The 23097-nt window shown below is 39.8% G+C and carries 20 protein-coding genes and 1 other annotated feature; all 20 genes read right to left on the bottom strand.

Going from position 1 to position 23097, the window contains the following annotated elements; all coding sequences use genetic code 11:
- Positions 1-42: 42 nt before the first annotated feature.
- The gene (locus IGJ90_RS00270) at positions 43-1722 is read right to left on the bottom strand and encodes a peptide ABC transporter substrate-binding protein (protein ID WP_002361487.1); all 1680 of its coding nucleotides are present in this window, start codon (positions 1720-1722) and stop codon (positions 43-45) included.
- A gap of 135 nt (positions 1723-1857) precedes the next feature.
- Positions 1858-5835: a 5'-nucleotidase C-terminal domain-containing protein gene (locus tag IGJ90_RS00265; protein WP_438767402.1), complete on the bottom strand. Its 3978-nt coding sequence runs from the start codon at positions 5833-5835 to the stop codon at positions 1858-1860.
- 440 nt (positions 5836-6275) lie between these two features.
- Positions 6276-7661, bottom strand: a complete 1386-nt coding sequence (gene glmU, locus IGJ90_RS00260) for a bifunctional UDP-N-acetylglucosamine diphosphorylase/glucosamine-1-phosphate N-acetyltransferase GlmU (protein WP_025189794.1) — start codon at positions 7659-7661, stop codon at positions 6276-6278.
- A gap of 201 nt (positions 7662-7862) precedes the next feature.
- A complete protein-coding gene (gene purR, locus IGJ90_RS00255; protein WP_002381336.1) occupies positions 7863-8684 on the bottom strand; it encodes a pur operon repressor in 822 nt (273 codons plus the stop codon).
- Positions 8685-8827: 143 nt separating this feature from the next.
- A complete protein-coding gene (locus IGJ90_RS00250; RefSeq protein WP_002383493.1) occupies positions 8828-9667 on the bottom strand; it encodes a metal ABC transporter permease in 840 nt (279 codons plus the stop codon).
- Between the two features lie 161 nt (positions 9668-9828).
- Positions 9829-10521 carry a metal ABC transporter ATP-binding protein gene (locus IGJ90_RS00245; RefSeq protein ID WP_002356064.1) on the bottom strand — a complete coding sequence of 231 codons (693 nt, stop codon included), beginning with the start codon at positions 10519-10521 and terminating at the stop codon, positions 9829-9831.
- Positions 10522-10546: 25 nt separating this feature from the next.
- Positions 10547-11500 carry a metal ABC transporter substrate-binding protein gene (locus tag IGJ90_RS00240; protein WP_002367576.1) on the bottom strand — a complete coding sequence of 318 codons (954 nt, stop codon included), beginning with the start codon at positions 11498-11500 and terminating at the stop codon, positions 10547-10549.
- A 165-nt stretch (positions 11501-11665) separates the two neighbouring features.
- The gene (gene ispE / locus IGJ90_RS00235; RefSeq protein ID WP_002356061.1) at positions 11666-12517 is read right to left on the bottom strand and encodes a 4-(cytidine 5'-diphospho)-2-C-methyl-D-erythritol kinase; all 852 of its coding nucleotides are present in this window, start codon (positions 12515-12517) and stop codon (positions 11666-11668) included.
- Positions 12518-12697: 180 nt separating this feature from the next.
- Complete coding sequence (locus IGJ90_RS00230) at positions 12698-13000, bottom strand: Veg family protein (RefSeq protein ID WP_002383497.1); 303 nt, start codon at positions 12998-13000, stop codon at positions 12698-12700.
- 57 nt (positions 13001-13057) lie between these two features.
- Positions 13058-13624 (bottom strand): sigma-70 family RNA polymerase sigma factor, encoded by a 567-nt coding sequence (locus IGJ90_RS00225; RefSeq protein WP_002356059.1) that lies wholly within the window; start codon positions 13622-13624, stop codon positions 13058-13060.
- Between the two features lie 85 nt (positions 13625-13709).
- Positions 13710-14240 (bottom strand): NYN domain-containing protein, encoded by a 531-nt coding sequence (locus IGJ90_RS00220; protein WP_002356058.1) that lies wholly within the window; start codon positions 14238-14240, stop codon positions 13710-13712.
- Positions 14241-14254: 14 nt separating this feature from the next.
- Positions 14255-15112, bottom strand: coding sequence for a 23S rRNA (guanosine(2251)-2'-O)-methyltransferase RlmB (gene rlmB, locus IGJ90_RS00215; RefSeq protein ID WP_002367572.1), 858 nt, complete (start codon positions 15110-15112; stop codon positions 14255-14257).
- Positions 15102-15500, bottom strand: coding sequence for a Mini-ribonuclease 3 (locus IGJ90_RS00210; RefSeq protein WP_002356056.1), 399 nt, complete (start codon positions 15498-15500; stop codon positions 15102-15104). Before IGJ90_RS00210 ends, rlmB begins: the two co-directional genes overlap by 11 nt.
- Complete coding sequence (gene cysS, locus IGJ90_RS00205; protein WP_002367571.1) at positions 15497-16909, bottom strand: cysteine--tRNA ligase; 1413 nt, start codon at positions 16907-16909, stop codon at positions 15497-15499. Before cysS ends, IGJ90_RS00210 begins: the two co-directional genes overlap by 4 nt.
- Positions 16902-17441: a serine O-acetyltransferase EpsC gene (epsC, locus tag IGJ90_RS00200; RefSeq protein ID WP_002356054.1), complete on the bottom strand. Its 540-nt coding sequence runs from the start codon at positions 17439-17441 to the stop codon at positions 16902-16904. The genes cysS and epsC overlap by 8 nt, the downstream gene beginning before the upstream one ends.
- A gap of 64 nt (positions 17442-17505) precedes the next feature.
- Positions 17506-17712 (bottom strand) — a binding site (T-box leader).
- Entirely contained in the window at positions 17711-19168 is a 1458-nt protein-coding gene (gltX, locus tag IGJ90_RS00195; RefSeq protein WP_010706819.1) for a glutamate--tRNA ligase, read from the bottom strand. (Overlaps the previous feature by 2 nt.)
- 52 nt (positions 19169-19220) lie before the next feature.
- The gene (gene ispF, locus IGJ90_RS00190; protein WP_002367570.1) at positions 19221-19694 is read right to left on the bottom strand and encodes a 2-C-methyl-D-erythritol 2,4-cyclodiphosphate synthase; all 474 of its coding nucleotides are present in this window, start codon (positions 19692-19694) and stop codon (positions 19221-19223) included.
- Between the two features lie 18 nt (positions 19695-19712).
- On the bottom strand, positions 19713-20858 hold the full coding sequence (locus IGJ90_RS00185; RefSeq protein ID WP_002368622.1) for a PIN/TRAM domain-containing protein: 1146 nt from the start codon (positions 20856-20858) through the stop codon (positions 19713-19715).
- A 100-nt stretch (positions 20859-20958) separates the two neighbouring features.
- Positions 20959-22329, bottom strand: a complete 1371-nt coding sequence (gene radA / locus IGJ90_RS00180; RefSeq protein ID WP_002356050.1) for a DNA repair protein RadA — start codon at positions 22327-22329, stop codon at positions 20959-20961.
- A 78-nt stretch (positions 22330-22407) separates the two neighbouring features.
- Positions 22408-22893 carry a dUTP diphosphatase gene (locus IGJ90_RS00175; RefSeq protein ID WP_002367569.1) on the bottom strand — a complete coding sequence of 162 codons (486 nt, stop codon included), beginning with the start codon at positions 22891-22893 and terminating at the stop codon, positions 22408-22410.
- Positions 22894-23097: the final 204 nt, after the last annotated feature.

Raw genomic sequence — 23097 nt, 5'->3', positions numbered from 1 at the left:
CACAGAACAGTCGATTTGACTTGTTCTGTGTCTCTTTTTTAACTACTCTTCTGTTACATATGTCCACTTATAATCATATTGTGCACCAGCACCATGGGCAACGACACCTTTTACTTCTTTACTGCGTAGATGGGCAGTCGCCTTTTGATAAAGTGGTGCTAAAGCGGTCTCTTCACCAATCAATAACTTCTCAGCCTTAACCATGTCTTCCCAACGTTTTTCAGGATCTGAAGCATCTCTTGTGGCTGAAGCCTCGATCAACTCATCGTAGGCTTTACTTGAAAAACGCCCGCGATTATAGTTATTACCAGTAACAAAAAGGTCTAAGAAACTACTTGGATCTGCGTAATCCGCAGCCCAACCACCTAAGATTGTCTCAAAATCGCCGCGACTACCTCGATCAATTCGAACTGAAAACGGCACTGGGCTCACTGTTACATCAATGCCCTCTAAAGTATCCTTTAACGTACCTTGAATATATTCCGCTAACTTTTTCGTAGAATCGACATCATCGGCAACAATATCCATTTTGAGTGTTGTTATGCCCAATTCTTTCTTCGCTTTTGCCCAATATTCTTTTGCTTTTTCTGGGCTATATTCAACAATTTTTTTATTTTCATCAGCAAAATCTTTGTCATCTGTCGGCGAATACGACATCCCTTCTGGAATTAAGCCGGTAGCGACTACTGAGCCGTCGCCTAAAATTTTATCTACTAATGCGTTGCGATCAATCGCTGCTGAAATTGCTTTGCGTAAATTCACATTATTATACGGTGAATTTTTATCTCGCTGATTAAATTCCAAATAGCTGGTTCGTGCTTCTTTTTCGATAACCAATTCTGGATCCTTCGCCATTTGCTGGGCCAATTCGCCACTTAAAATAACATCGTCTGCTTGACCATCTTGGAATAAGTTCAAGGCAGTTGGCGCCTCCTTGACAACATCAAAATTGATTTTATCTAATTTGACATTGTCTTTATCCCAATAGTTTTCATTTTTTTCCAAAGTCCAATTGGTATCTGAACCAGCCCCTTCAAAGTTAGCTAAGACAAACGGACCATTATAGACTGCTTTTTCACTGGAAGCGGCGTAATCTTTGCCATATTTCTCTACGGTTGCTTGATGTTGCGGGAAAAATAGTGGAAAAGCTAGTAAATAATCAAAATATGGTGTTGGTTTTGCCAGTTTAATTTCTAGCTCGTAATCCCCGTTTGCTTTAATGCCTAATTCAGAAACTGGTTTCTTACCAGCTACAATATCTGCACCGTTTTCAATCATTTCTAGAAAATAAGCATACTCAGCGCCAGTCTGAGGATCTGCTGTACGTTGCCAACTAAAAACATAATCGGCAGCTGTGACAGGATCACCATTGGACCATTTTGCTTCTTCTCTTAGTTTCACTGTGTACGTCAGACCATCATCACTGACTTGCACTTTTTCTTTAGCTCCTGCTGGTTGCGGCTTGCTTTTATCATCTAAACGATAAATTCCTTCATACGCATTATTCAGTGCCGTAAAACTAATTGTATCTGTTCCTAAAGATAAATCTGCAGAAGGCATTTCTTGTTGAACCACTACTTTAAATTCTTGTTTAGCGGCGGTTTTCTCTGATCCGCCCTTTGCTTTTTCGGCGCCAGCTCCCCCATCACCACCACAAGCAGCTAAAACTAATAGCGTTGTTAAACTTAACCCGATAAGTCCTTTTATACGTTTACTTTTCATGCCTTTCTCCCTTCACAGAAAAAACTCTTCATTTTTTAATTTTTAGAATATTCTTATAATACTAAAATTAAAAACAAATGGCAAGCATTAAAATAAAAAAAGAACCAATCCCGAAGGACGGTTCTTAAAAAATGACTAACTAGCTTTGTTACGTCGTTTATAAATATACCAGCCAGAAGAAGAAAGTCCAACGAACAGTAAACCATATAATGCAAGCGTTTCTGTTTCTGTACCCGTTTTAGGTAAAAAGCCGCCATACTTTTTCTTCTCTGTTACGGATGGATTGCTCTGTCTTGCTCCCGCTTGGTTTTGTTTATTGGTTGCTACTGGTGTTTCTGGTGTTGGTTTTGGGTCTGGTTTTGGATCTGGTTTCGGATCTGGTTTTGGGTCTGGTTTTGGATCTGGTTTTGGCGTCTCTCCTCCACCGATTAACTCTTTGTAAGCTTCTTCCGAAATAGAAACAATTCGTTCGCCTGGGAATGGTTCTTTATATTGTGCTAAATCAATCGTCGTTGCTGCACGATACAACCGCAAGCTGGTGGCACTTTTCAAGTATTCAATTAAGACAGCATCTAGTGAAATCCCTTCTTCTCGTTCACCACCTAGCATATCGTAACCATCACCACCAGCAGCTAAGAAATCATTGGTAGCCATCCGGTATTGTTTCTTCTCATCCAATGGTTCAAACTTTTGTGTTTGCCGATTTTTAATTTCTATTCCTAATACGCGACTACCGACAATCGTTTGTCCTGTTTCATTGCCTTCGTCACTAGCCAAGCGAGTACCTGGTTTTGTGGAATCATAGTGGATACGAATGGAGCTTGAAACATGTAGGAAACCACCATTTGCGCCAAGTTTTGGTTGGCCAGCATCATCTAGTAAAATTGTGCCATTCTCATCTTTTTGTGGAATCGAACGAACAGACATTTCAAACATTTCTTTAACTTGAGCACCGGTTACTTGAATTTGCGCAATGCTATTGCCAAAAGGTAACACAGCAATGACATCCCCAACTTTAATCGGTCCTTGCTTAATATCAGCGCGAATGCCGCCACCATTAGTTACTGCAAAATCAGCAGGTTGACTAAACGCGTCTTGGCCATATGACATAATCGCATCACCAATCAAATTCCCTAAGTTGGTCTCTCGTGTGCGCACATTTTCTCGTTGTCCATCCAATGTGAATGGAATATAATCGACAATTACTTTTTCATTTTCAGCGTTAAAATTCGTTCGTGCTTCATCAACGATGGCTTTAACTGCCGGGTTTTCTGGCAATCCTAGCAATTCTTCTGCTGGAATCAATTTTGCTGTTTTCTTAGTTGGTTCACTCTCTGGTGCTGTGACGATCCCAACATTATTTAAATAATTACCTGTTTGAGCATAGATCACTTTGCCATAACGTTTGCCACTTTCGACGGCTGTATGCGAATGTCCATCAATCACAGTGATATCTAACTCAGGATATGTTTGACTAAGGGTTTCTGCTAGCGTATCACCACGCCAGATATGCGGCGTCGTTTCATCTACGCCTAAATGCCCAGTAACCACGAAAGCTTGAATATCCGCGTACTTCTCTTTAATTTCATTAATCACTGCTTCTACTTCTGGAATCGGGTCTTTAAATGTCACCTTCTCTACGTTTTTCGGGTGTGTTTTCGTTGCTGTTTCTGGGGTCGTCACACCTACAATGGCAAACTTTTTCCCGGCTTTTTCTACGATAGTATACGGATCAAAAACCCGTCCACTGCCATCTTTGTAATACGTATTACTAGATAAAATCGGAAAATTCAGTTGGTCTTTATAACCTAGTGCAATCTCTAAACCAAAATCAAACTCGTGATTTCCCACCGCCATGGCATCATAACCAACTTCATTCATTGCTTTGGCCATATCCGCGCCTTTGGAGAAATTGGAGATTGGTAATCCTTGGAAAACATCTCCTGCATCCACCATCAAGGTTGGGTTTTCTTGGTCTTTAAAGGTTTTTAGACGCGCCATACCTAATTCGCCTTTCCCTGCTTCTAGTCGGCCATGAACGTCATTTGTGTGCATAATGGTATATGCATTATCTAAATCAAAGCCCGCATTACGGACATCTTGTTTCGTAATAGCAGCGGCGTTTGGTGTACGTCCATCAGGAGAAGTCGGAATTTGAAGAGTGCTGTCATTCACTAATTCGATTGCTTTGGTACGCCATTTTTCATCAAAATTTGTCCCAATAATTGACCAATTTCGTTCGATTTCTTGTTCTGGATCAAGCGTTCCTTTTTTCTTAATATAATCAACAATCATTCCTCGTAAGGTTTCTGGATCAGAATTTTTAATAGGTTCCCCTACTTGAATCCCTTGGCTAGCTAAACCGCCGTAACGATAATTATTCATAGCAATCGTATATTCTTTGGCAGGATCCAGCGGTTGGCCGTCAATTTTCGCATCTACAATTCGTTCACCCACTGGTTTTGAAATGTCAATCTTGTAGTCCACTCCAGAAATCATGTCATAGTTATATACACGAATGTTTGGATTAAAACTAATGGTCAAATCATCTGGCTGTGTTTGGTTATAGTACGCCCCTTGTTTTTCTAAATACTTCAGTAAGTTTTCACCGTTAATGGGAACACTCACTAAGGTATTCGGGTATTTGTAGATATCAAAAATCGTGGCATAGGAAATCTTCCCCGCAGGTAATTTACTGTCGTATTTAAACAGCGCTGCCGCACTTAATTGTGCACCTGTCACTTCTTTTTGAACGTTATTAATTAAAGAAATCATCGCTGTTGGTTGTAATTGTGCTTCGGGAATTCCTTTAATTTCTTGTTTTGGTAAAAAATCAGCTGTTGCTGTGCCGATCTCCTCCTGAATAAACGCTCGCGTTTGCTCATGGTATTCTTTTGTCGCTGCCTTAACTGCTTCATCTGCTGGAACATTCGTTGTTGGTACAATCGTTGCTGTACCTTCTTGCACTTCCCACTTATCGGCATTTTTAGCAACTGAAAGATCAATTTTGACAACCTCTGTCCCCGTATCTTTCGGTCCCCCTACCGGTACAGTTTTTCCATTCGGCGCTGCTCCTTGCTTGGTAAAAGAAAGGTGGTCATGACCCAGAATATACGCATCAATCCCCGCGACATTTTCAATTACTTGGTCGGCACTGGCAGCCGGATCACTATTTTGTTGTCCCGCATGAATCGAAGCAACAATAATGTCAGCCTGATCGTTAGTTTTCAACTCAGCAACTGCTTTTTCTGCATCTTCTTTCAAAGGTAAAAAATTAAGCGAAGTAACACGAGGGCCATCCCACAAAGGAATGTGCGGGATTGTTAAGCCGATAATCCCAACTTTTAAATCTGGCTGCCCATCTTGATTAAAATCAAGTTCCTTCGTGGTAGTCCCTTTAACAAAACGACGACCATTTTCCTTATTGTAGGTATTCGCAGACAAAATTGGAAAAGTGGCTTCTTGTTGAATTTTTTGGATTAACGGTAAACCAAAATTAAACTCATGATTCCCCAAAACCATTGCATCATACTTCATCACATTCATGGCGGTAATCATTGGATGGGTCTTTTCATTCACTAAAGGCGCTTTATTATACAAGTCATCTGTTAAAATAGTGCCTTGAATATTGTCGCCATTATCAATTAAAACGGTGCCTGCTGGGTTTTGTGCCCGGACTTGGTTGACGACTGTACTTACTTGGGACAAACCAACTGGTAATTCTTTATCATCTTCATAAGACCAATTCCATAATTGACCATGAACATCTGACGTACCTAAAATTGTTATTTTTTGCGGCGTGCTCGTTTCTTCTTTTTCAGCGGTTGACGTTTCTAAATTCGTCGTCTCTGTTGGTGCCGTAGCTTCTTGTGACTGCTTGACACTGTCACTCGTAGCCTGATTTGGTGCTTCTTGTTTGATGTCTGTTGTTTCCTGTGTAATGACTGGTTCTTGTTTTCTACTTGAATCGGTGGTACTTGTTACTGCTTCTGAACTTTGTTGACTCGTTGTTTCTACTGCATATGCCGTACTAGTAACGCTTGGCGCTATCAACGCAACAGCCATTAAAAAATGCATGCCCCACTTCACTTTTTTAAAGCTCAACTTTTTCACAAATTTCCTCCTTGTGTTTCAACCCATTTGCAACAAACAATTGTCAAAGTAACAAACAACAAAAAGAGCCTTCCCCCATCACGCTGCTCTTCTTTTCCTATCATAATATATCCGTTAAATAAAAAACAGTAAATTCCGTTAAAATAAGATGTTTTTCCTGTAAATTGTTTTTATTTTTGGACAATATAGCGGATTTGTTTGTGAAAAAAATAGTAATTTTGACCAAAACACGAACTTTATAAAAAAGAAAGTCTTTTTATATTGGAAAAGCGGAACAAAAACTATTTTTTTGAAAAAAATAACTAAAAATACCGAATAAACAGCATTGGTCTAGTCCTTGAATACCTCTAAACAAATATTAGCAGCAATTGGTCTAGTCTTTAAGGAGGAAAAAGAACGCTCTTTTGCTTAAGCAAAAGAGCGTTCTTTTTTATTTGAGGTTAATCCTTCATATAAGGTAACTTTTTAGCATAGCCTTCTTTATTCACTTGACGTGCCCGGGCAATCGCCAAATCTTCTGAAGGGACATCTTCTGTGATGGTTGAACCAGCAGCAGTCACCGCATGATCACCAATCGTGACTGGTGCAACAATGTTCGTTGCAGAGCCAATAAACGCGTGATCACCCACGATTGTTTGGTGTTTATTTTTGCCATCATAATTAACAAAAACAACGCCGCAACCGACATTAATATCTTTGCCTAATGTTGCATCACCAACGTATGTTAAATGGCCCACTTTTGTGCCTTCATCGATTGTTGCATTTTTTACTTCCACGAAGTTACCAATGTGTACGTTTGCCCCCACATCTGCTTTAGGACGTAAATGTGCATACGGACCCACATCGGCCCCCTCGCGAACCACACTTTCTTCAATCACAGACTGTTTAACAACCACTTGATTGCCGATGTGACTATCAACGATTTCTGAATGTGCGCCAATCAAGCAATCTTCGCCAATCACTGTTTTTCCTTTGATAGTGACTCCCGCTTCAATGACTGTGTCTGAACCAATTACCACGCCTTCATCAATATACGTTGTGTCTGGATCAATAAATGTAACACCATTTCGCATATGCATCTCATTTAACCGACGATGCATAATTTTATTAGCAGTGGATAAAGCAACACGATCATTTACACCCATTGCTTCGTCAAAGTCTGCCATTTGGTAAGCTGCGACAGCTTTGCCTTCTTTTTTCAAAATTTCAATGATATCTGTTAAATAGTATTCCCCTTGTGTATTGTTTGTATCTGTTTTCGCTAACGCTTCAAACAATGATTCATTATCAAAACAGAAGGTTCCTGTATTAATTTCTTGAACACGTGCTTCTTCTTCACTGGCATCTTTTTGTTCCACGATTCGTTCAACAATGCCCACATGGTCACGAATAATTCGACCATAGCCTGTTGGGTCTTCCGCATGCGCTGTTAAAATAGTCGCACTTGCATTCTTACCTTGATGGTAATCGAATAAATTTTTCAAGGTTTCCGCAGTTAATAACGGCGTATCCCCTGTAATAACTAATGTTGTTCCTTGTTTGCCACCTAATAACTCTTGTGCTTGCATGACTGCATGCCCAGTTCCCAATTGTTCAGCTTGTAAGGCATATTGACTACGTTCGCCTAAATGGCTTTTAATCATTTCCGCCCCGTGTCCAACGATCGTCACGATTTCTGTTGGTTCTGTTTGTTCTACTTGATCTAAAATATGTTCGACCATTGGTTTACCAGCAACTGGATGTAATACTTTATAAAGTTTAGATTTCATGCGTGTTCCTTTACCAGCTGCTAAAATAATTGCGTATCTATTTTCCACGTTTGCCACCTCAAATTAACTAAATTGTTTGATTTTCTTCTAAATCGTCCTCATTATACCTTTTCTAGTTTATCTTACTCTTTTGTCTTTTTCAACAAAATAAGGCATTTAAAAGGTAGACCAATTTATTTTCTCATCTTTTTTTAAAGGAATAAAACAGAAAAAAAGAACCTGAAAATGGAATGGACCATTTTCAGGTTCTTTTTTAAATTATTTCTCTGTGAAATAGTTTCCTGGGACTACGCTAATCGTTTTTGTTTGTGTATCCACATCTTCCACGTACAATAGCGAAGTGTAGTCATCGATTGCACGACGGCCATTGAATTTTGACTCAGCAAAAACGGTAATGCCCACAAGTTCTGCTTCAAATTCTTCAATCATACTCTTCATACCATTGACGGTGCCGCCGCCTTTCATGAAGTCATCCACGACTAAAACTTTTGAGCCGCGTTTTAAGCTGCGTTTTGAAAGTTCCATTTTTTCGATACGTTCTGAAGACCCTGATACATAGTTCACGCTCACCGTTGAACCTTCAGTAATCTTAGAATCGCGACGAACAATCACAAACGGAACATTTAAGTAATAAGACACAGCTTGCGCAATTGGCACTCCTTTAGTCGCAACGGTCATTACCGCATCAATTTGTTTGCCTAAATATTTAGAAGCAATAATCCGGCCCACTTGTCTTAATAAATTCGGTTCCCCAAGTAAATCTGAAAGATAAACATAGCCCCCAGGTAATAAGCGATCTTGTTCTGACAAACGATCACATAAATCCATAATCAACTGCTCCGCTTCCTCATAAGGAATTTCAGGGATAAAGCGGACACCGCCTGCAGCGCCTGGAATCGTTTCTAAAATACCTGTTCCACGTTCTTTAAATGTTTTTTTAACAATTGCTAAATCTTCACTAATGGAAGACTTGGCAGATTGGTATCGGTCAGCAAAATATGTCAAAGAAACCAATGTATGGGGATGATCTAAAAGATATTGGGTCATATCGATTAATCGTTCACTTCTCCGAATTTTCAAATTCGTCACTCCTTTTCATTCTATCGTTCCTTATTATAAGGGGTTTAACCGAAAAATTCGAGGATTTTTTTCAAATAACTGAAAATAGTTCGCCATTTCTTTTAAAAAAAAGAAATAAAGGAGAAAAACTTTCGTTTTTCTCCTTAGTTTCTTTGCATTTTTTGTTTTCGTTGGACCATGACAACCACTCGGCGATAAATATTGACTAATAAGAATAAACCAATAAAAATTAGGGTAATGCTTGCACTCGGTGGTGTTTCCAAATAATACGAGCTAGTCAACCCTGTTAGCATGCCAATCAAGCCCATAAACACACTGATGATAATCACCGTGTTGAAGCCTTTACCAATTCGCATACCTATCGCAGCTGGTAAGACCATAATTGCTGAAATTAACAAGGCTCCCGCGATCGGAATCATCACAGCAATCGCCACACCAGTAATTACATTAAAAAGCATCGACATCCAATGAATAGGTAGCCCATCAACATGAGCAGTATCTTCATCAAATGTTAAAACATACATTGGACGTTTAAATAACATAAACAATAGAACTAAAACTACGAATAAAATTGCCAACATAACCACTTGATCCCATGTAATCGTGACGATGGAACCAAATAAATACGATTGAATACTAGCAGCTGAATTGCCTCCTGTTAAATTCATTAAAACTAACGCCAAAGCCAAACCGCCTGACATTAAAATAGCAATCGAAATTTCTGAATAGGTGCTATAAATCATTCGTAAATATTCTAGAATGATTGCAGCCACAATCACGACAATTAAGGTCATTAAATTAGGATTCCAATTAAAAAAGAAGCCTAGAGCCACACCGGCTAATGACACATGTGAAAGGGTATCTGCCATTAAAGATTGTCGGCGAATAACTAGAAAGACGCCGAGCATTGGAGCAATCACTGAGATAAACAGTGCTGCTAAAAAGGCCTTTTGCATAAATGCATAAGAAAGCATTTCTGCCATACGATTCACTCCTTACCGCTAAAATGAACACTACCATTGTAGCGACGTTTAAGCGAATTAATTTTTTAATTCCTGCTTATTTTTTAAATTTTTCCAACATTTCTTTAAGCTGTTCCTTGGCTTTCGTTATTATCGAGCCAGATAACGTTTTATTGGAAACTTTACGTATACGATTCTTCACTCATATGGAAACAACGCCATTTCGAATCTTCTTTGCGGACAAGACGAATTTGACGATCCACATAGGTTTTGATATCTTCATGATCATGCGTAATCATCAAAATAGCTTTTCCATGTTCATGCGCACTGTGTTGCAACAATTGATAAAATTCGTTTCGCGATTGTTCATCCATACCTGTTGTTGGCTCATCTAAAATAAACAAATCTGGATCGGTCGCAAACACTCGTGCTAAACTAATTCGTTGCTTTTGCCCGCCAGAAAGCTCGCCAATTCGTTTGTGGCGCATTTCCCACATGTCCACTGATTTCAAAGCTTTTTCCACATGAAGATGATCTTTTTTCGTCAACGGTTTGAACCAACGATTTCTGGGAAAACGACCTGAACGTACTAATTCAATGACGGTGCTAGGAAAGCCCGCATTGAAAGAAGCGACTTGTTGTGGAATGTAGCCAATACTGATTTTTTCACCAGCACTATTTTTTTTAGCGACCGTAATTTTGCCACTTGTTGGTTTTAATAACCCTAAGGTACTTTTGATCAGCGTTGACTTGGCAGCGCCATTTTCTCCTGTTAAAATAACGAATTCCCCTGGATCAACATAATAAGAAACATCTTCTAAAACAGGTTCATCATCATAATAGAAGGTTAAATTTTCGACTTCAATATAATGCATAAGTTGGCTCCTTTCTGTTGCCAGATTAATGAATGCTTTTTTGTAAAGCAGCGAGGTTTTCTTTCATGACAGACACGTAGTTCTCGCCTGCTTCTTGTTCTTTTTGAGTTAAACTCTCTAAAGGATTCAATACAGCTAATTCGACGCCTGTCTCATCTGCCAATGTTTTGGCTACTTTTGTAGAAGCCGATGCTTCAAAATAGATCACAGAAACATTGTTTGTTTTAATATATTTTTTTAATTCGGCTAAACGACTTGGCGAAGGTTCTTGGTCTGGAGAAATCCCAGCAATCGGTTCTTGGGTCAAACCATATTGTTTTGCCAAATAGCCAAATGCAGCATGTTGCGTCACAAAGGTCCGATTTTTAGCGCCTGCAAATGCAGCTTGGTATTCCTTATCTAGCGCAGTCAATTTTTCCAAATAAGCAGCGGTATTTTTTTCAAATACGGCTTTTTTCTCAGGATATTTTTTGATAAGCGCATCCCGAATCGCTGTCACTTCTTTTTGCGCTAACACGGGATCTAACCAGACATGCGGATCCAGTTCGTGGGAATGGTTATGGCCTTCATGACCTTCTTCGCCAGATTCTTCCTCTTCTGTCCCTTGCATCAATTGAATGGATTGACTGGCTTCCACGATTGAAACTTTTTTCGTGTCCAAGTTTTCAATAACATTCGGAACCCAAGTTTCTAGCTCTTTACTATTATAAACAAAGACATCCGCATCAGTAATTTTCGCTAAGTCTTTTGCGCTTGGTTCATAATCGTGTGGTTCCGTTCCAGCTGGAATCAACAGCTCAACCTCTCCCTCATCACCAACGACTTGTTTTGCGAAATCGTACATCGGATAAAAAGTAGTCATTACCGTGAGCTCTTTCTTCTCTTTTGGCGATTGTGTGGTTTGCCCACAGCTAGCTAAAAGAAAAGCACTGATTGCTAAAGTAACGCCGATTATCAAACGGCGGTAGATTTTCGTCATGTTCTGTCCTCTTTTCGATTTACCTATTATAAACCGTAATATTTACGATTTGCCAGGAATAATGTACCAAATGGATCACGGGACGTCAAGGAATAAATTTAAAAAACAACAGAGCGTGGGACAAAAATCACTTTGGATTTTTGCTCCACGCTCTGTTGTTTTTATTTATTTCAATGTCCGAACCAAATAAACTTCTTCGCAAAAGCCTTTGAGTCCATTATAAATCCGTTGTGCTCGTGTTTTCTTTTCACATAAAGCAAAGACTGTCGGTCCACTGCCGCTCATCAACGCTGCATCAGCGCCGTACTTCAGCATGCGATCCTTGATTTGTTGCACGATCGGATGTCTGGCAATCGTGACACTTTCCAACGCATTGCCAACCGTTTGGGTCATCCCAGTATAATCACCATTTTCAATAGCTATTCTTAGTCCAGCAATATCTGGATGGTGCAATTCATCTACCGCTAAATCATTAAAAACGGTACTAGTAGATACACTAATTCTTGGTTTAACTAACACAATCCAACATTGAGGCATGGTCGGTAATGCTTCAATTTTCTCCCCACGTCCGTTTGCAAAGGCTGTTCCGCCCCTTAAACAGTAAGGAACATCCATACCAATTTGGCTGCCAATTTCACAGAGTTCGTCCATCGTCAACCCCAGATTCCACAGCTTGTTCAAGCCTCGTAATGCTGCGGCACAGTCACTGCTCCCCCCTGCTAAACCAGCTGCCACGGGGATACGTTTTTCAATATATATTTTAATTCCTTTATGAATATTATAGGTACGCTTTAATAAGTCAACTGCTTGATAGACATGATTCCGTCGATCCACGGGTAAAAAAGAGCTGTCCGTTTCAATACGAATGATGTCTTCTTCTAGATTTTCAAAAGTTAAATGATCGGCTAAATCTACACTTGCAAAAATAGATTCAACTTCATGATAGCCATCCACACGTTTATGCAGAACATCTAACCCAAGATTAATTTTCGCAGGAGCTCGTTCGATTATTTCCATCGGTTCCCTGATTCACCTTCCTTAATCTTTTGTCTACCAACATTTTAATCTTTTAGATTCTATCATATGTCCATGAAGAAGTACACCGAAGATTGCTCTTTCTCTGACGACAGATGGCTGAAATTAAAAAGAGCTTAGGAACGAAGGGCTCTTCCTTCACTCCTAAGCGGACTTTCTAAATTATACGGCTTGACCGATGAATTCGATTTCAACGGTGCGTGTTAAAACATCTGAATAGCTGTAAGATACACGTTCAAATGAGTTCTCGTCTGGATCCAAGTCAACAACAAAAACAGATGGATAAGTCTCCGTTAAGATTCCTTTACGTTCTGTTTGGCGCTTTCTTCCAGTCTGAGCAACTAACATAATTTCACTGCCGATACGGCCTTCCAAATCTTTCTTAATTGACGATAACGTTGTTGGCATTGCATTCACCTCGAGAAACATTATATCACTTTTTTTAAAAAATTTCAAGTTTATCATACTAGAAGTCTGTTTGCAACTACTTTTGCTCGACAAACCGGCTGTTTTGTCGAATTTTTATTCATTTTCTAATGTATATTTCATTTTTGCTTTGGCACGATCATAGGCACTTCGGACAGCTGAAAAAGTTCCCCCACGTACTTTAGCGATTTCTTCTAACGTGTAGCCTTTTAAGTATGCGTTTAAAATTTGTTGTTCCAACGAGGAAAGACGTGTCGGAAAAGCTGCCAATTTTTCTTGAATCATTAATTGACCTAATGGGTCGGTAGCCGCTGTCCCCAAATAGTCCACTAACTCTTCACCAGCGCTTTCTAATCGTTGTTCCAGAGAAATAGACAAGGTATCTGTTCGCCGCTTATAGGCGCATTGATGGCGAATTAAGCTATGTACGTGATTTTCAAAATTTCGTTTAAAAAACTTTCCTAATGATGCTTGTTTTTCTGAATCAAATCGTTCTAACGTCCGAAAGAAGACAATTCGCCCTTCTTGAAGCCAGTCCTCAGTATCATAATCTTTTAAATAGTATTTTTTCATGCACTTATAAATCACTGGCTGATATTGCCCATATAAGGCTTGAAATTGTTCTTGGTCTCCTGCTAATGCTTGTTGAATCTGTTCTAACATAAAAAGCCCTCCTTTTCGATAAAAGTATCGAATGATTTAGGAGAGCATAGCATGTTAGAAATTTATGACTTAAGCGAACATTTGTTTAATCTTTTTTTTGAGACAATTCTTCTAGCTTCTCAGAAAGTTTTGATAACTGCTCCACGTTCCATGGAGAATTTCGACGAAATTGCTGGAAATGGATATCTGTTGCATGAATGGCAATCGTCTTTTCTGTTTTCTGGACAGCTTTGTAAAGTTCATTGGCCGAAGTCCGCAATGCACCTTGTGAAAAGACCACCCATTGTTCAGCCAAATCACTCGTTGCGACTGTTACTTGCGTTAAACGATCATTTTTTTCACCAGCTAGACGTTCAATATAACTATCTGCTGTTTCATCTTCTTTGGTGAAAACCACGGTCAAAAGGTACTTTTTGTACGTTTGCTGAATACCTGGGACTAATTGGGCATCAAAGACCACAATGATTTCTAACCCTTCATATTTGGCATAATTGGACAGACGACTAAGAAGCAGTTCACGCGCATCCTCTAAACGCTCTTGCTTTTTCAACTGGACCAATTCTGGCCAAGCACCAATCATATTATAGCCATCAACGATTAACAATTGTTTTTTCATACAATCGCCTGCTTCTATAATGGGTTGCGGCCACGATAGACTTCATACATTAGCAAGCCTGCAGCCACACCAGCGTTTAAGCTTTGAACGTGTCCAGTCATTGGAATCGTTAATAATTCATCCACTTCTTTATGAAGACCTTGACTCATGCCACGACCTTCATTTCCGATGATTAAGGCAATTGCGCCTTGTGTATTCCAGCGACGATAATCCGTCCCAGACATATCTGTACCAAAAATCCAAAATTGATTCTCTTTTAGCGTTGCAATACTTTGCGCTAGATTCGTTACACGAGCCACTGGAATATGTTCCACGGCCCCTGTTGACGCTTTGGTTACGGTTGGTGTAATTCCCACTGCGCGATGTTTCGGAATGATAATACCGTCCACGCCTGTCGCATCAGCTGTTCGCAAAATTGAGCCAAAGTTATGTGGGTCCTCTAGACTGTCTAAAATTAGGAAAAATGGTGTTTCTGTCTTTTCTTTTGTTTGTTCCAATAATTCTTCTAAAGTTAAATATTGATACGCTGTGATTGCTAAAACCATGCCTTGATGCACGCCGTGATCACTCATCGTATCTAATTTTGCTTTAGGCACCCATTTAACTGGAACAGCCTGTTCTTTCGCTGCTTGTTTTAATTGCTCAATTTTCTCGCCACGAGCATCTTCTTGTAAAAACAATTTATTCCCGCGTCCTTGCTGCAACGCCTCAACAGTGGCATGGAAACCAAAGACAAAGTTATCTGCTAGCTCTTCTGAGGTTCCATCAGCACCTGCTATCGCTGGTCGTGGGTTCCGTTCTTTTGAACGCTTATCTGAACGTTCTGGACGTTTCTTACCTTTTTTAAAAGGACGAGATTTTTCATTTTTCATTGGTTTCACCTACTTTCTTGATACACCAGTTAATTAATTCTTCTAAACGTTCTTTTTGTTGTGTTAAATGTAAATAACCCATCAAGGATTCGAAACCGGTCGCTACCCGATAGGTCGTCACATCAGCATTTTTGGCAAAGGTGTGACTTTTAGCATTCCGACCGCGTTTGTACATCACTTCTTCTTCCTCCGTTAGCATTTCTCCCGCTAACATCGCTTGCATTAAGCTTGCTTGGGCTTTTGCTGACACGTAGTGTGTCGCCATGCGATGCAAAACATTCGGTTTCGTTTGTCCTAAGGAAACTAAATAATCACGAATGTAAATTTCATAAATCGCATCGCCAACATAGGCCAAAGCTAAACCGTTTAATTGTTTGTAATCTCTCATTCACTTCTTCTCCATCTCGTTCCTTGCGGAGTATCTTCTAAAACAATGCCTTGTTCTTTTAATAAATCGCGGATTTCATCACTTCGGGCAAAATCACGGTCTTTCCGTGCTTGGTTCCGTTCTTCAATTAACGCATCGACTTGTGCATCCACTAATTCTTCGTTTTTAAAGAATAAACCAAAAATAGCTAACCAGCCACTGAAAAGCTTATCCATCGCCACTAGAATTGGTTCCGAAACTGTCGCTTGTTCACTGTACTGATTCATCATCTTCGCTAATTCATAAACGACCGTAATCCCGTTAGCTGCATTGAAATCATCGTCCATTTCCGTAATAAAACGTTGTTCTAATTCGTTTAATTGAGCCAAATAGTGTTCATCCTCTGGCAAACTTGCGACCGCATCTGCTTGTCTAAAACGTAAATTTTCAAACGCATTTTTCAATTTTTGATAATTGGCTGCTGCCTCTTTTAGAGTGCTTTCGCTATAACGAATCGGGCGACGGTACTGGGTGGTGGACATAAAGAAACGTAAAATTTGCGGATCCACTTTTTGAATCATTTCATGAACAGTAATGAAGTTACCTAGGGATTTACTCATTTTTTCATCGTCTTCACCAATTGTGACATAGCCGTTATGCATCCAGTAATTGGCAAAGGTATGACCTGTTTTGGCTTCGCTCTGTGCAATTTCATTCTCATGATGTGGAAATTCTAAATCTTGTCCACCGCCATGAATATCAATCGTCTCTCCCAAGTGTTTTGTCGCCATGACAGAGCATTCAATATGCCAGCCGGGACGTCCTTTCCCCCAAGGAGAATCCCAAGAAATTTCATCTTCTTTGGCACTTTTCCAAAGAGCAAAATCCAATGGGTCTTCTTTTAATTGTTGTTCAACGCCAGTTCGTTGACTTGCCCCCACTTCTAATTCATCAATCGATTGATGGCTTAATTTACCATAATTAGGGAATTTACGGGTGCGATAATACACATCACCTGCGACCTCATAAGCAAAACCTTTTTCAATTAAAACGTCGATAAAAGCTAAGATATCAGGCATGTGGTCCATCACCCGAGGATGTAACGTTGCTGGTTGGACATTCAATGCTTGCGTGTCTTCTTCAAAGGCTTTGATAAAACGCTCCGCCACTTCCGGCGCAGTAATTTTCAATTCTTTGGCTGCCTTGATAATTTTATCATCGACATCTGTAAAGTTCGAGACATAATTCACTTCATACCCACGATATTCAAAATAACGACGAATCGTATCAAAGGCGATCGCACTGCGCGCATTACCGATATGGATATAGTTATACACGGTTGGTCCGCAGACATACATCCGAACTTTATGCGCCTCAATTGGCGTAAATACTTCTTTTTCTCTGGTCAATGTATTATAAATTTTAATCATGCCCTTTTTCCACCTTTCTTCCATTTAGACGAACGACTTTCGCAGGAACACCCACAGCTGTGGCATCTGCTGGGATGTCTGAAATAACAACAGCACCCGCACCAATTTTTGAACGTTCACCAATCACAACTGGCCCTAAAATTTGAGCTCGTGCCGAAATCATCGCTCCTTTTTTCACTGTTGGATGGCGTTTACCCGTATCACGACCGGTCCCACCTAACGTCACTCCGTGAAACAAAACAACATCTTCTTCTATTTCCGCGGTTTCCCCAATCACAATGCCCATGCCGTGATCGATAAAAACTCCCGCACCAATTGTGGCTCCGGGATGAATTTCTACGCCCGTTATGAAACGCCAAAATTGTGCATGAATCTTCGCCAACAAAAACAACTGATGCCTATATAAGAAATGAGACAAGCGATGCCAAAACAGGGCGTGCAAGCCAGGATACGTTAAAAGAACTTCTAGTGTAGTCCGCGCTGCAGGATCGTTTCTTTTAACAGCTGCGACGCTACGTTTCAACCAACTCATAGGGTGAACTCCTTTCTATTATACAAAAATAAAAAACGTCTTTTAAGCAACAAAAAAACGTTGCTTAAAAGACGCCCATGCGTGGTTCCACTTTTCTTCACAAGAACTAGCTCTTGCCTCGATACAGTTAACGCCTGCCGACGTCTTCGGTTACTTTTTTCACCGAAGCCACTCATAGATGCATTTCGACAAAAGATGCTCGCTGTTCTCACCACCCACAGCGTCTCTGAAATCCATCTGATTGTCTACTTCTTCTATTCTTTGTGTTTTTATAACACTTTATTTAAATGATCTAATGCTTTTTCTTTGCCTAATAATTCGATAGTTTCACCTAATTCAGGACCATGCATTTGTCCAGAAACAGCAATTCGAATTGGCATAAACAAGTTTTTGCCTTTAACGCCGGTTTCTTTTTGGACGGCTTTAATCGCTGCTTTAATACTTGGCACATCGAAAACGTCCAAGGCTTCTAATTGTTCTTTAAACGCATGTAACACAGTTGGCACTGTTTCTCCTTGCAAGAATTCTTTCGCAGCATCATCTAAAACTGGATGTTCATTAAAGAACAAGTTTGATAGTTCCACAATTTCAGCTGCATAACTCATTTGTGGTTGATACAAGCTAACTAATTGTTTTAACCATTCGATTTTTTCAGGAGATGGATTTTCTTCAACACGACCGTCAGCGACTAAATAAGGAATACACATATCTGTTAGTTCACTTAAGTCCATTTGTTTCATGTATTGATTGTTAATCCATTCTAATTTTTTCGCATCAAAGGCCGCTGGTGACTTGCTTAAGCGTTGTTCATCAAACAATTTAATCAAGTCTTCTTGTGAGAAGATTTCTTCTTCGCCAACAGGAGACCATCCTAGTAAAGCAATAAAGTTGAACATGGCTTCTGGTAAGTAACCTAATTCACGGTATTGTTCAATAAATTGTAAAATTGTTTCATCACGTTTGCTCAATTTTTTGCCAGTTTCTGAATTAATGATTAAGGTCATATGGCCAAAGACAGGTGGTGTCCATTCAAACGCTTCGTAAATCATTAATTGTTTTGGTGTGTTCGCAATATGATCATCGCCACGTAAAACGTGAGAAATTTTCATTAAGTGATCATCTACTGCAACGGCAAAGTTATACGTTGGCATCCCATCACGTTTTTGGATGACAAAATCGCCACCAATGTTATCTGACTCAAAAGTAATTTCACCTTTTACGATGTCATCAAATTTGTATTCTGTGTTACGTGGCACACGGAAACGAATCACTGGTTCTAGACCAGCCGCTTCTTTGGCTGCTTGTTCAGAAGGTGTTAAATTCGCACAAGTGCCTGCGTAGTGAGGCATTTCCCCACGAGCTTGTTGTGCTTCACGTTCTGCTTCTAATTCTTCTGGCGTACAATAACACTTATACGCACGATTGCTACTTAATAATTGATCAATCAATGGTTGGTAAATTTCTTTACGTTCTGATTGACGATATGGACCATATTCTCCCGGATGAGCAGGTGATTCATCCCATTCCATCCCTAACCATGCTAAGTTTTCCAACTGACTTTTCTCGCCGTCTTCGATGTTCCGTTTTTGGTCGGTATCCTCGATACGAATGATAAATTCTCCGTCATTGTGGCGGGCAAATAAGTAGTTAAATAATGCTGTTCTTGCATTCCCAATGTGCAAGTGTCCAGTTGGACTTGGTGCGTAACGCACACGAACTTTCGTCATGTTCATTCCTCTTTCCATTTTTTAAAAACAGACGGTTTAACGTCGTTTTCAGTTATTTTTCCAATAAAGCAACGGCAATTGCGCCGATTCCTTCTTTTTTACCAACAAAGCCCATCGTTTCCATGGTCGTTGCCTTAATGTTCACTTGTGTGACCGCTAAGTGGCAACTCGCGGCTAGATTCTTTTTCATCTCTGCCAAGTATGGGCTCATCTTTGGCTCTTCCGCTAAAATTGTACAATCAATATTGCCAATAGTAAAGCCCGACCGCCCAACTTTTTCATTTACTTTTTTTAATAAGTTTACAGAATTCGCATTTTTGAACTGCGGATCGGTTTCGGGAAACAGTTGCCCAATATCACCCAGACCAGCGGCACCAAGGATTGCATCAATAATTGCATGTGTTAAAACATCGGCATCTGAGTGACCTAACAGACCTTTTTCATAAGGAAGAGTAACCCCACCAATAATTAAAGGTCGTTGCGGAACTAATTGATGAACATCAAAACCTTGACCGATTCGAATCATACTAAGTCCTCACTTTGCTTAATTTTTATCGTTTTTAGGATGGTTATCCTTGCGATCATTAATCCCGCGACCCGCATGCGCCGGTTTGGCAAAAATCATACGCCCAGCTGCGGTTTGTAAAGCACTTGTAACGACCACTTCGATTTGCTCATTCATGTAATGCTGGCCATCTTCAACCACAACCATTGTGCCATCATCTAAGTAAGCGACCCCTTGTTGACGCTCTGTTCCGGCTTTTACAACCATCACATTCATCGTTTCACCTGGAATCACCACTGGTTTCACAGCATTAGCTAAAGCATTAATGTTTAAAACAGGCACATTTTGAAATTCAGAGACTTTATTTAAGTTGTAGTCATTGGTCACAACCACGCCATCTAATAATTTTGCTAATTTGATTAATTTACTGTCTACTTCAGAGATATCCTCGAAATCTCCGTCATACATCTCAACGGAGATACCTTCTTCTTTTTGTAAAGCATTTAAAATATCTAAGCCACGACGACCTCTCACCCGTTTTAAACTGTCTCCAGAATCAGCAATGTATTGTAATTCATATAAAACAAAGTTAGGGATGAGCAAAACACCTTCTAAAAAGCCCGTTTTAGCGATATCGTAGATTCTGCCATCAATGATGACACTGGTGTCTAAAATTTTGTATTTATGGAAGTTGTCTTCCACTTTACGTTCCAACATTTGTCCTTCGGTGTCTTCCGTATTTGCTTTCTTTTGGCGAGGTGTGAAAACTTTTTTCCACTCCTCAATCCGTGTTGTTCCCATTCGGAAACCTAAGTAACCCAGAATAATCATAACTAGAATTGGTAGTAAACTATTCACGACAGGAATTTGTAAGTTGTACATTGGAATGGAGATAATGACGCCAATTGTTAAACCAATGATGGCACCAATACTTCCAAATAATAAATAGGTTAAACTCATTTCATTTAAAGCTGCTTCGATTTTTTTGACAGCGGAAACAATATACTTTGCTAACCCTAAAGATAAAATAAAGAAAATAATTGCACCGATTAATCCGTTCGTAAAGTTATTGTTTAACCAACTGTTATTGCCTTGCTTAGCCATTTCCCAAGCCATTGGGAAAAGAGAAATTCCTAAACTTGCACCAGCAATGATCATCAGCAACGTGATGATTCGTTTTTGCATATAGCCATCCTCCTCGTTTATTTAATAAAGACGTCTAGTGTTGTGGGGCGTACAAAAATCATACGCCACCAACAACCTAAACGGATTATTTCTACTTTCATTATTTAAAAACTTTTCTTAACGTTTCACCAATTGTTGAAACGCCAATAATTTCAATACCTTCAGGCGCTTCCCAGCCACCAAGGTTATTTTTAGGGACATAGACTTTTGTAAAGCCTAGTTTTTGCGCTTCACGCACTCTTTGTTCAATACTATTCACGCGGCGAATTTCACCAGTTAAACCAATCTCACCAATGAAACATTCCGAAGATGAGGTTCCTTTTTCTTTATAGCTAGAAGCAATACTGATTGCTAACGCTAAATCAATAGCTGGTTCATTAATTTTGACTCCACCAGCCGCTTTTAGATACGCATCCTGGTTTTGTAATAAAAGGCCTGCCCGTTTTTCTAAAACCGCCATGATTAAAGAAACGCGATTAAAGTCCAACCCGGTGGTCGTTCGCTTGGCATTGCCAAACATCGTTGGGGTAACTAACGCTTGGATTTCCACCAAAATGGGGCGTGAACCTTCCATTGCTACCACAATTGAAGATCCGGTGGCTCCTTCTAAACGTTCTTCTAAAAAGACCTGAGAAGGATTCATAACTTCAACCAATCCATGTGTCTGCATTTCAAAAATACCAATCTCATTCGTTGAGCCAAACCGATTTTTGACAGCCCGTAAGATTCTAAAGGTGTGATGCTTATCTCCTTCAAAATAAAGAACCGTGTCTACCATATGTTCCAACATCCGTGGCCCTGCGATAGACCCTTCCTTCGTTACGTGTCCGACAATAAAAATGGCAATCCCATTCGTTTTTGCCAGTTTCAATAATTCGGCAGTTGTTTCTCGGACTTGACTGACACTACCAGCAACGCTGGTAACATCTGGCTGCGTCATTGTTTGAATCGAGTCAATAATGACATAGTCTGGTTCTAATTTTTCAATGGCTCGTGATATTTCGTGCATATCTGTTTCTGCGTATAAGTAAAATGTCTCGTTGACGGTGCCTAAACGCTCCGCTCGCAATTTAATTTGCTCAGCACTTTCTTCACCAGAAACATATAAAACCGTACCACCTGTGGCTGCTAATTGTTGCGATACTTGTAAAAGCAATGTTGACTTACCAATTCCGGGATCGCCACCGATTAAAACTAACGAACCTGGAACAACGCCACCACCTAAAACCCGATTCAGCTCCACTAATTCAGTTTTTACACGCGGCTCTTTTTTAGGTACAACTTCAGATAGCCGTTGTGGTTGTGTCTTTTTACCAGTCAAACTTACTCTAGCACGACGATCAGAAGTATCTTGAATAACCTCTTCCACCATCGAATTCCATTGTCCGCAATTAGGACAGCGGCCGAGATATTTTGGAGACACATACCCACAGCTTTGACATTCAAATTGAACTTTTGCTTTTTTTGCCATGTAGAATCTCCTTATCTGTTGTTTATTTTAACATTTATTAAATGGTTTGAATAACGTTGCCTACTGAAAAAATGGGCTTTATTTTTGTCCAGACGAACCAAAACCGCCCGTTCTTTCTGCATCGACTTGGTCATCATCCGCTAATAAAAACGGCTTAAAAATCCCTTGGCCAATTCGTTCACCTTTTTCAATGACAACATCTTCATATCCAAAGTTTAAAAATTGGAACATGATATGTCCTTCGTTATTCTCGTTATTATAATAATCACTGTCAATGACTCCGACACCATTCGCTAAAAGTAGGAACCGTTTTAGCGGGTTCGAAGAACGACTCACCAATTCTAAATATTCAGAATCAGGCATATACGCCTTAATTCCTGTTTTAACTAAAATTGGTTTGGGATTTTCTCCAGCTTGTTGTAACTTCCAAAGACTTGGTACAACGACCGTTTCGGCTGCTTGAAAATCATACCCCGCGGCACCTTTTGTTGCTCGTTGTGGGACACTCAAGCCCTCTTCTTGATACTTAGAAATAATCTCAAAACCACGTTGTTTCATATTCATTCTCCCCTACTGTCTAAACTACTCCTATTTTACCATAATCTCTGATACTCTGGTTGTTTTTAGTAAGTTTCTCATTTCTAAAAGCCCAGTTAATCTAGACTACGCAAAAAAGAGGAGAATTTTTGTTTATTTTCCTTCTTTTAGTCTATCATCTTCTCTTAAAATAAACAGACCAAATCCCAAAAAGTCCCAAGATTCCCTCAA

Source organism: Enterococcus sp. AZ129 (assembly GCF_051714505.1).
In the GTDB taxonomy this organism is placed as follows: domain Bacteria; phylum Bacillota; class Bacilli; order Lactobacillales; family Enterococcaceae; genus Enterococcus; species Enterococcus faecalis.
The sequence above is the reverse complement of the archived record's forward strand: the minus strand, read 5'-3'. Positions and strand labels throughout refer to the sequence as shown.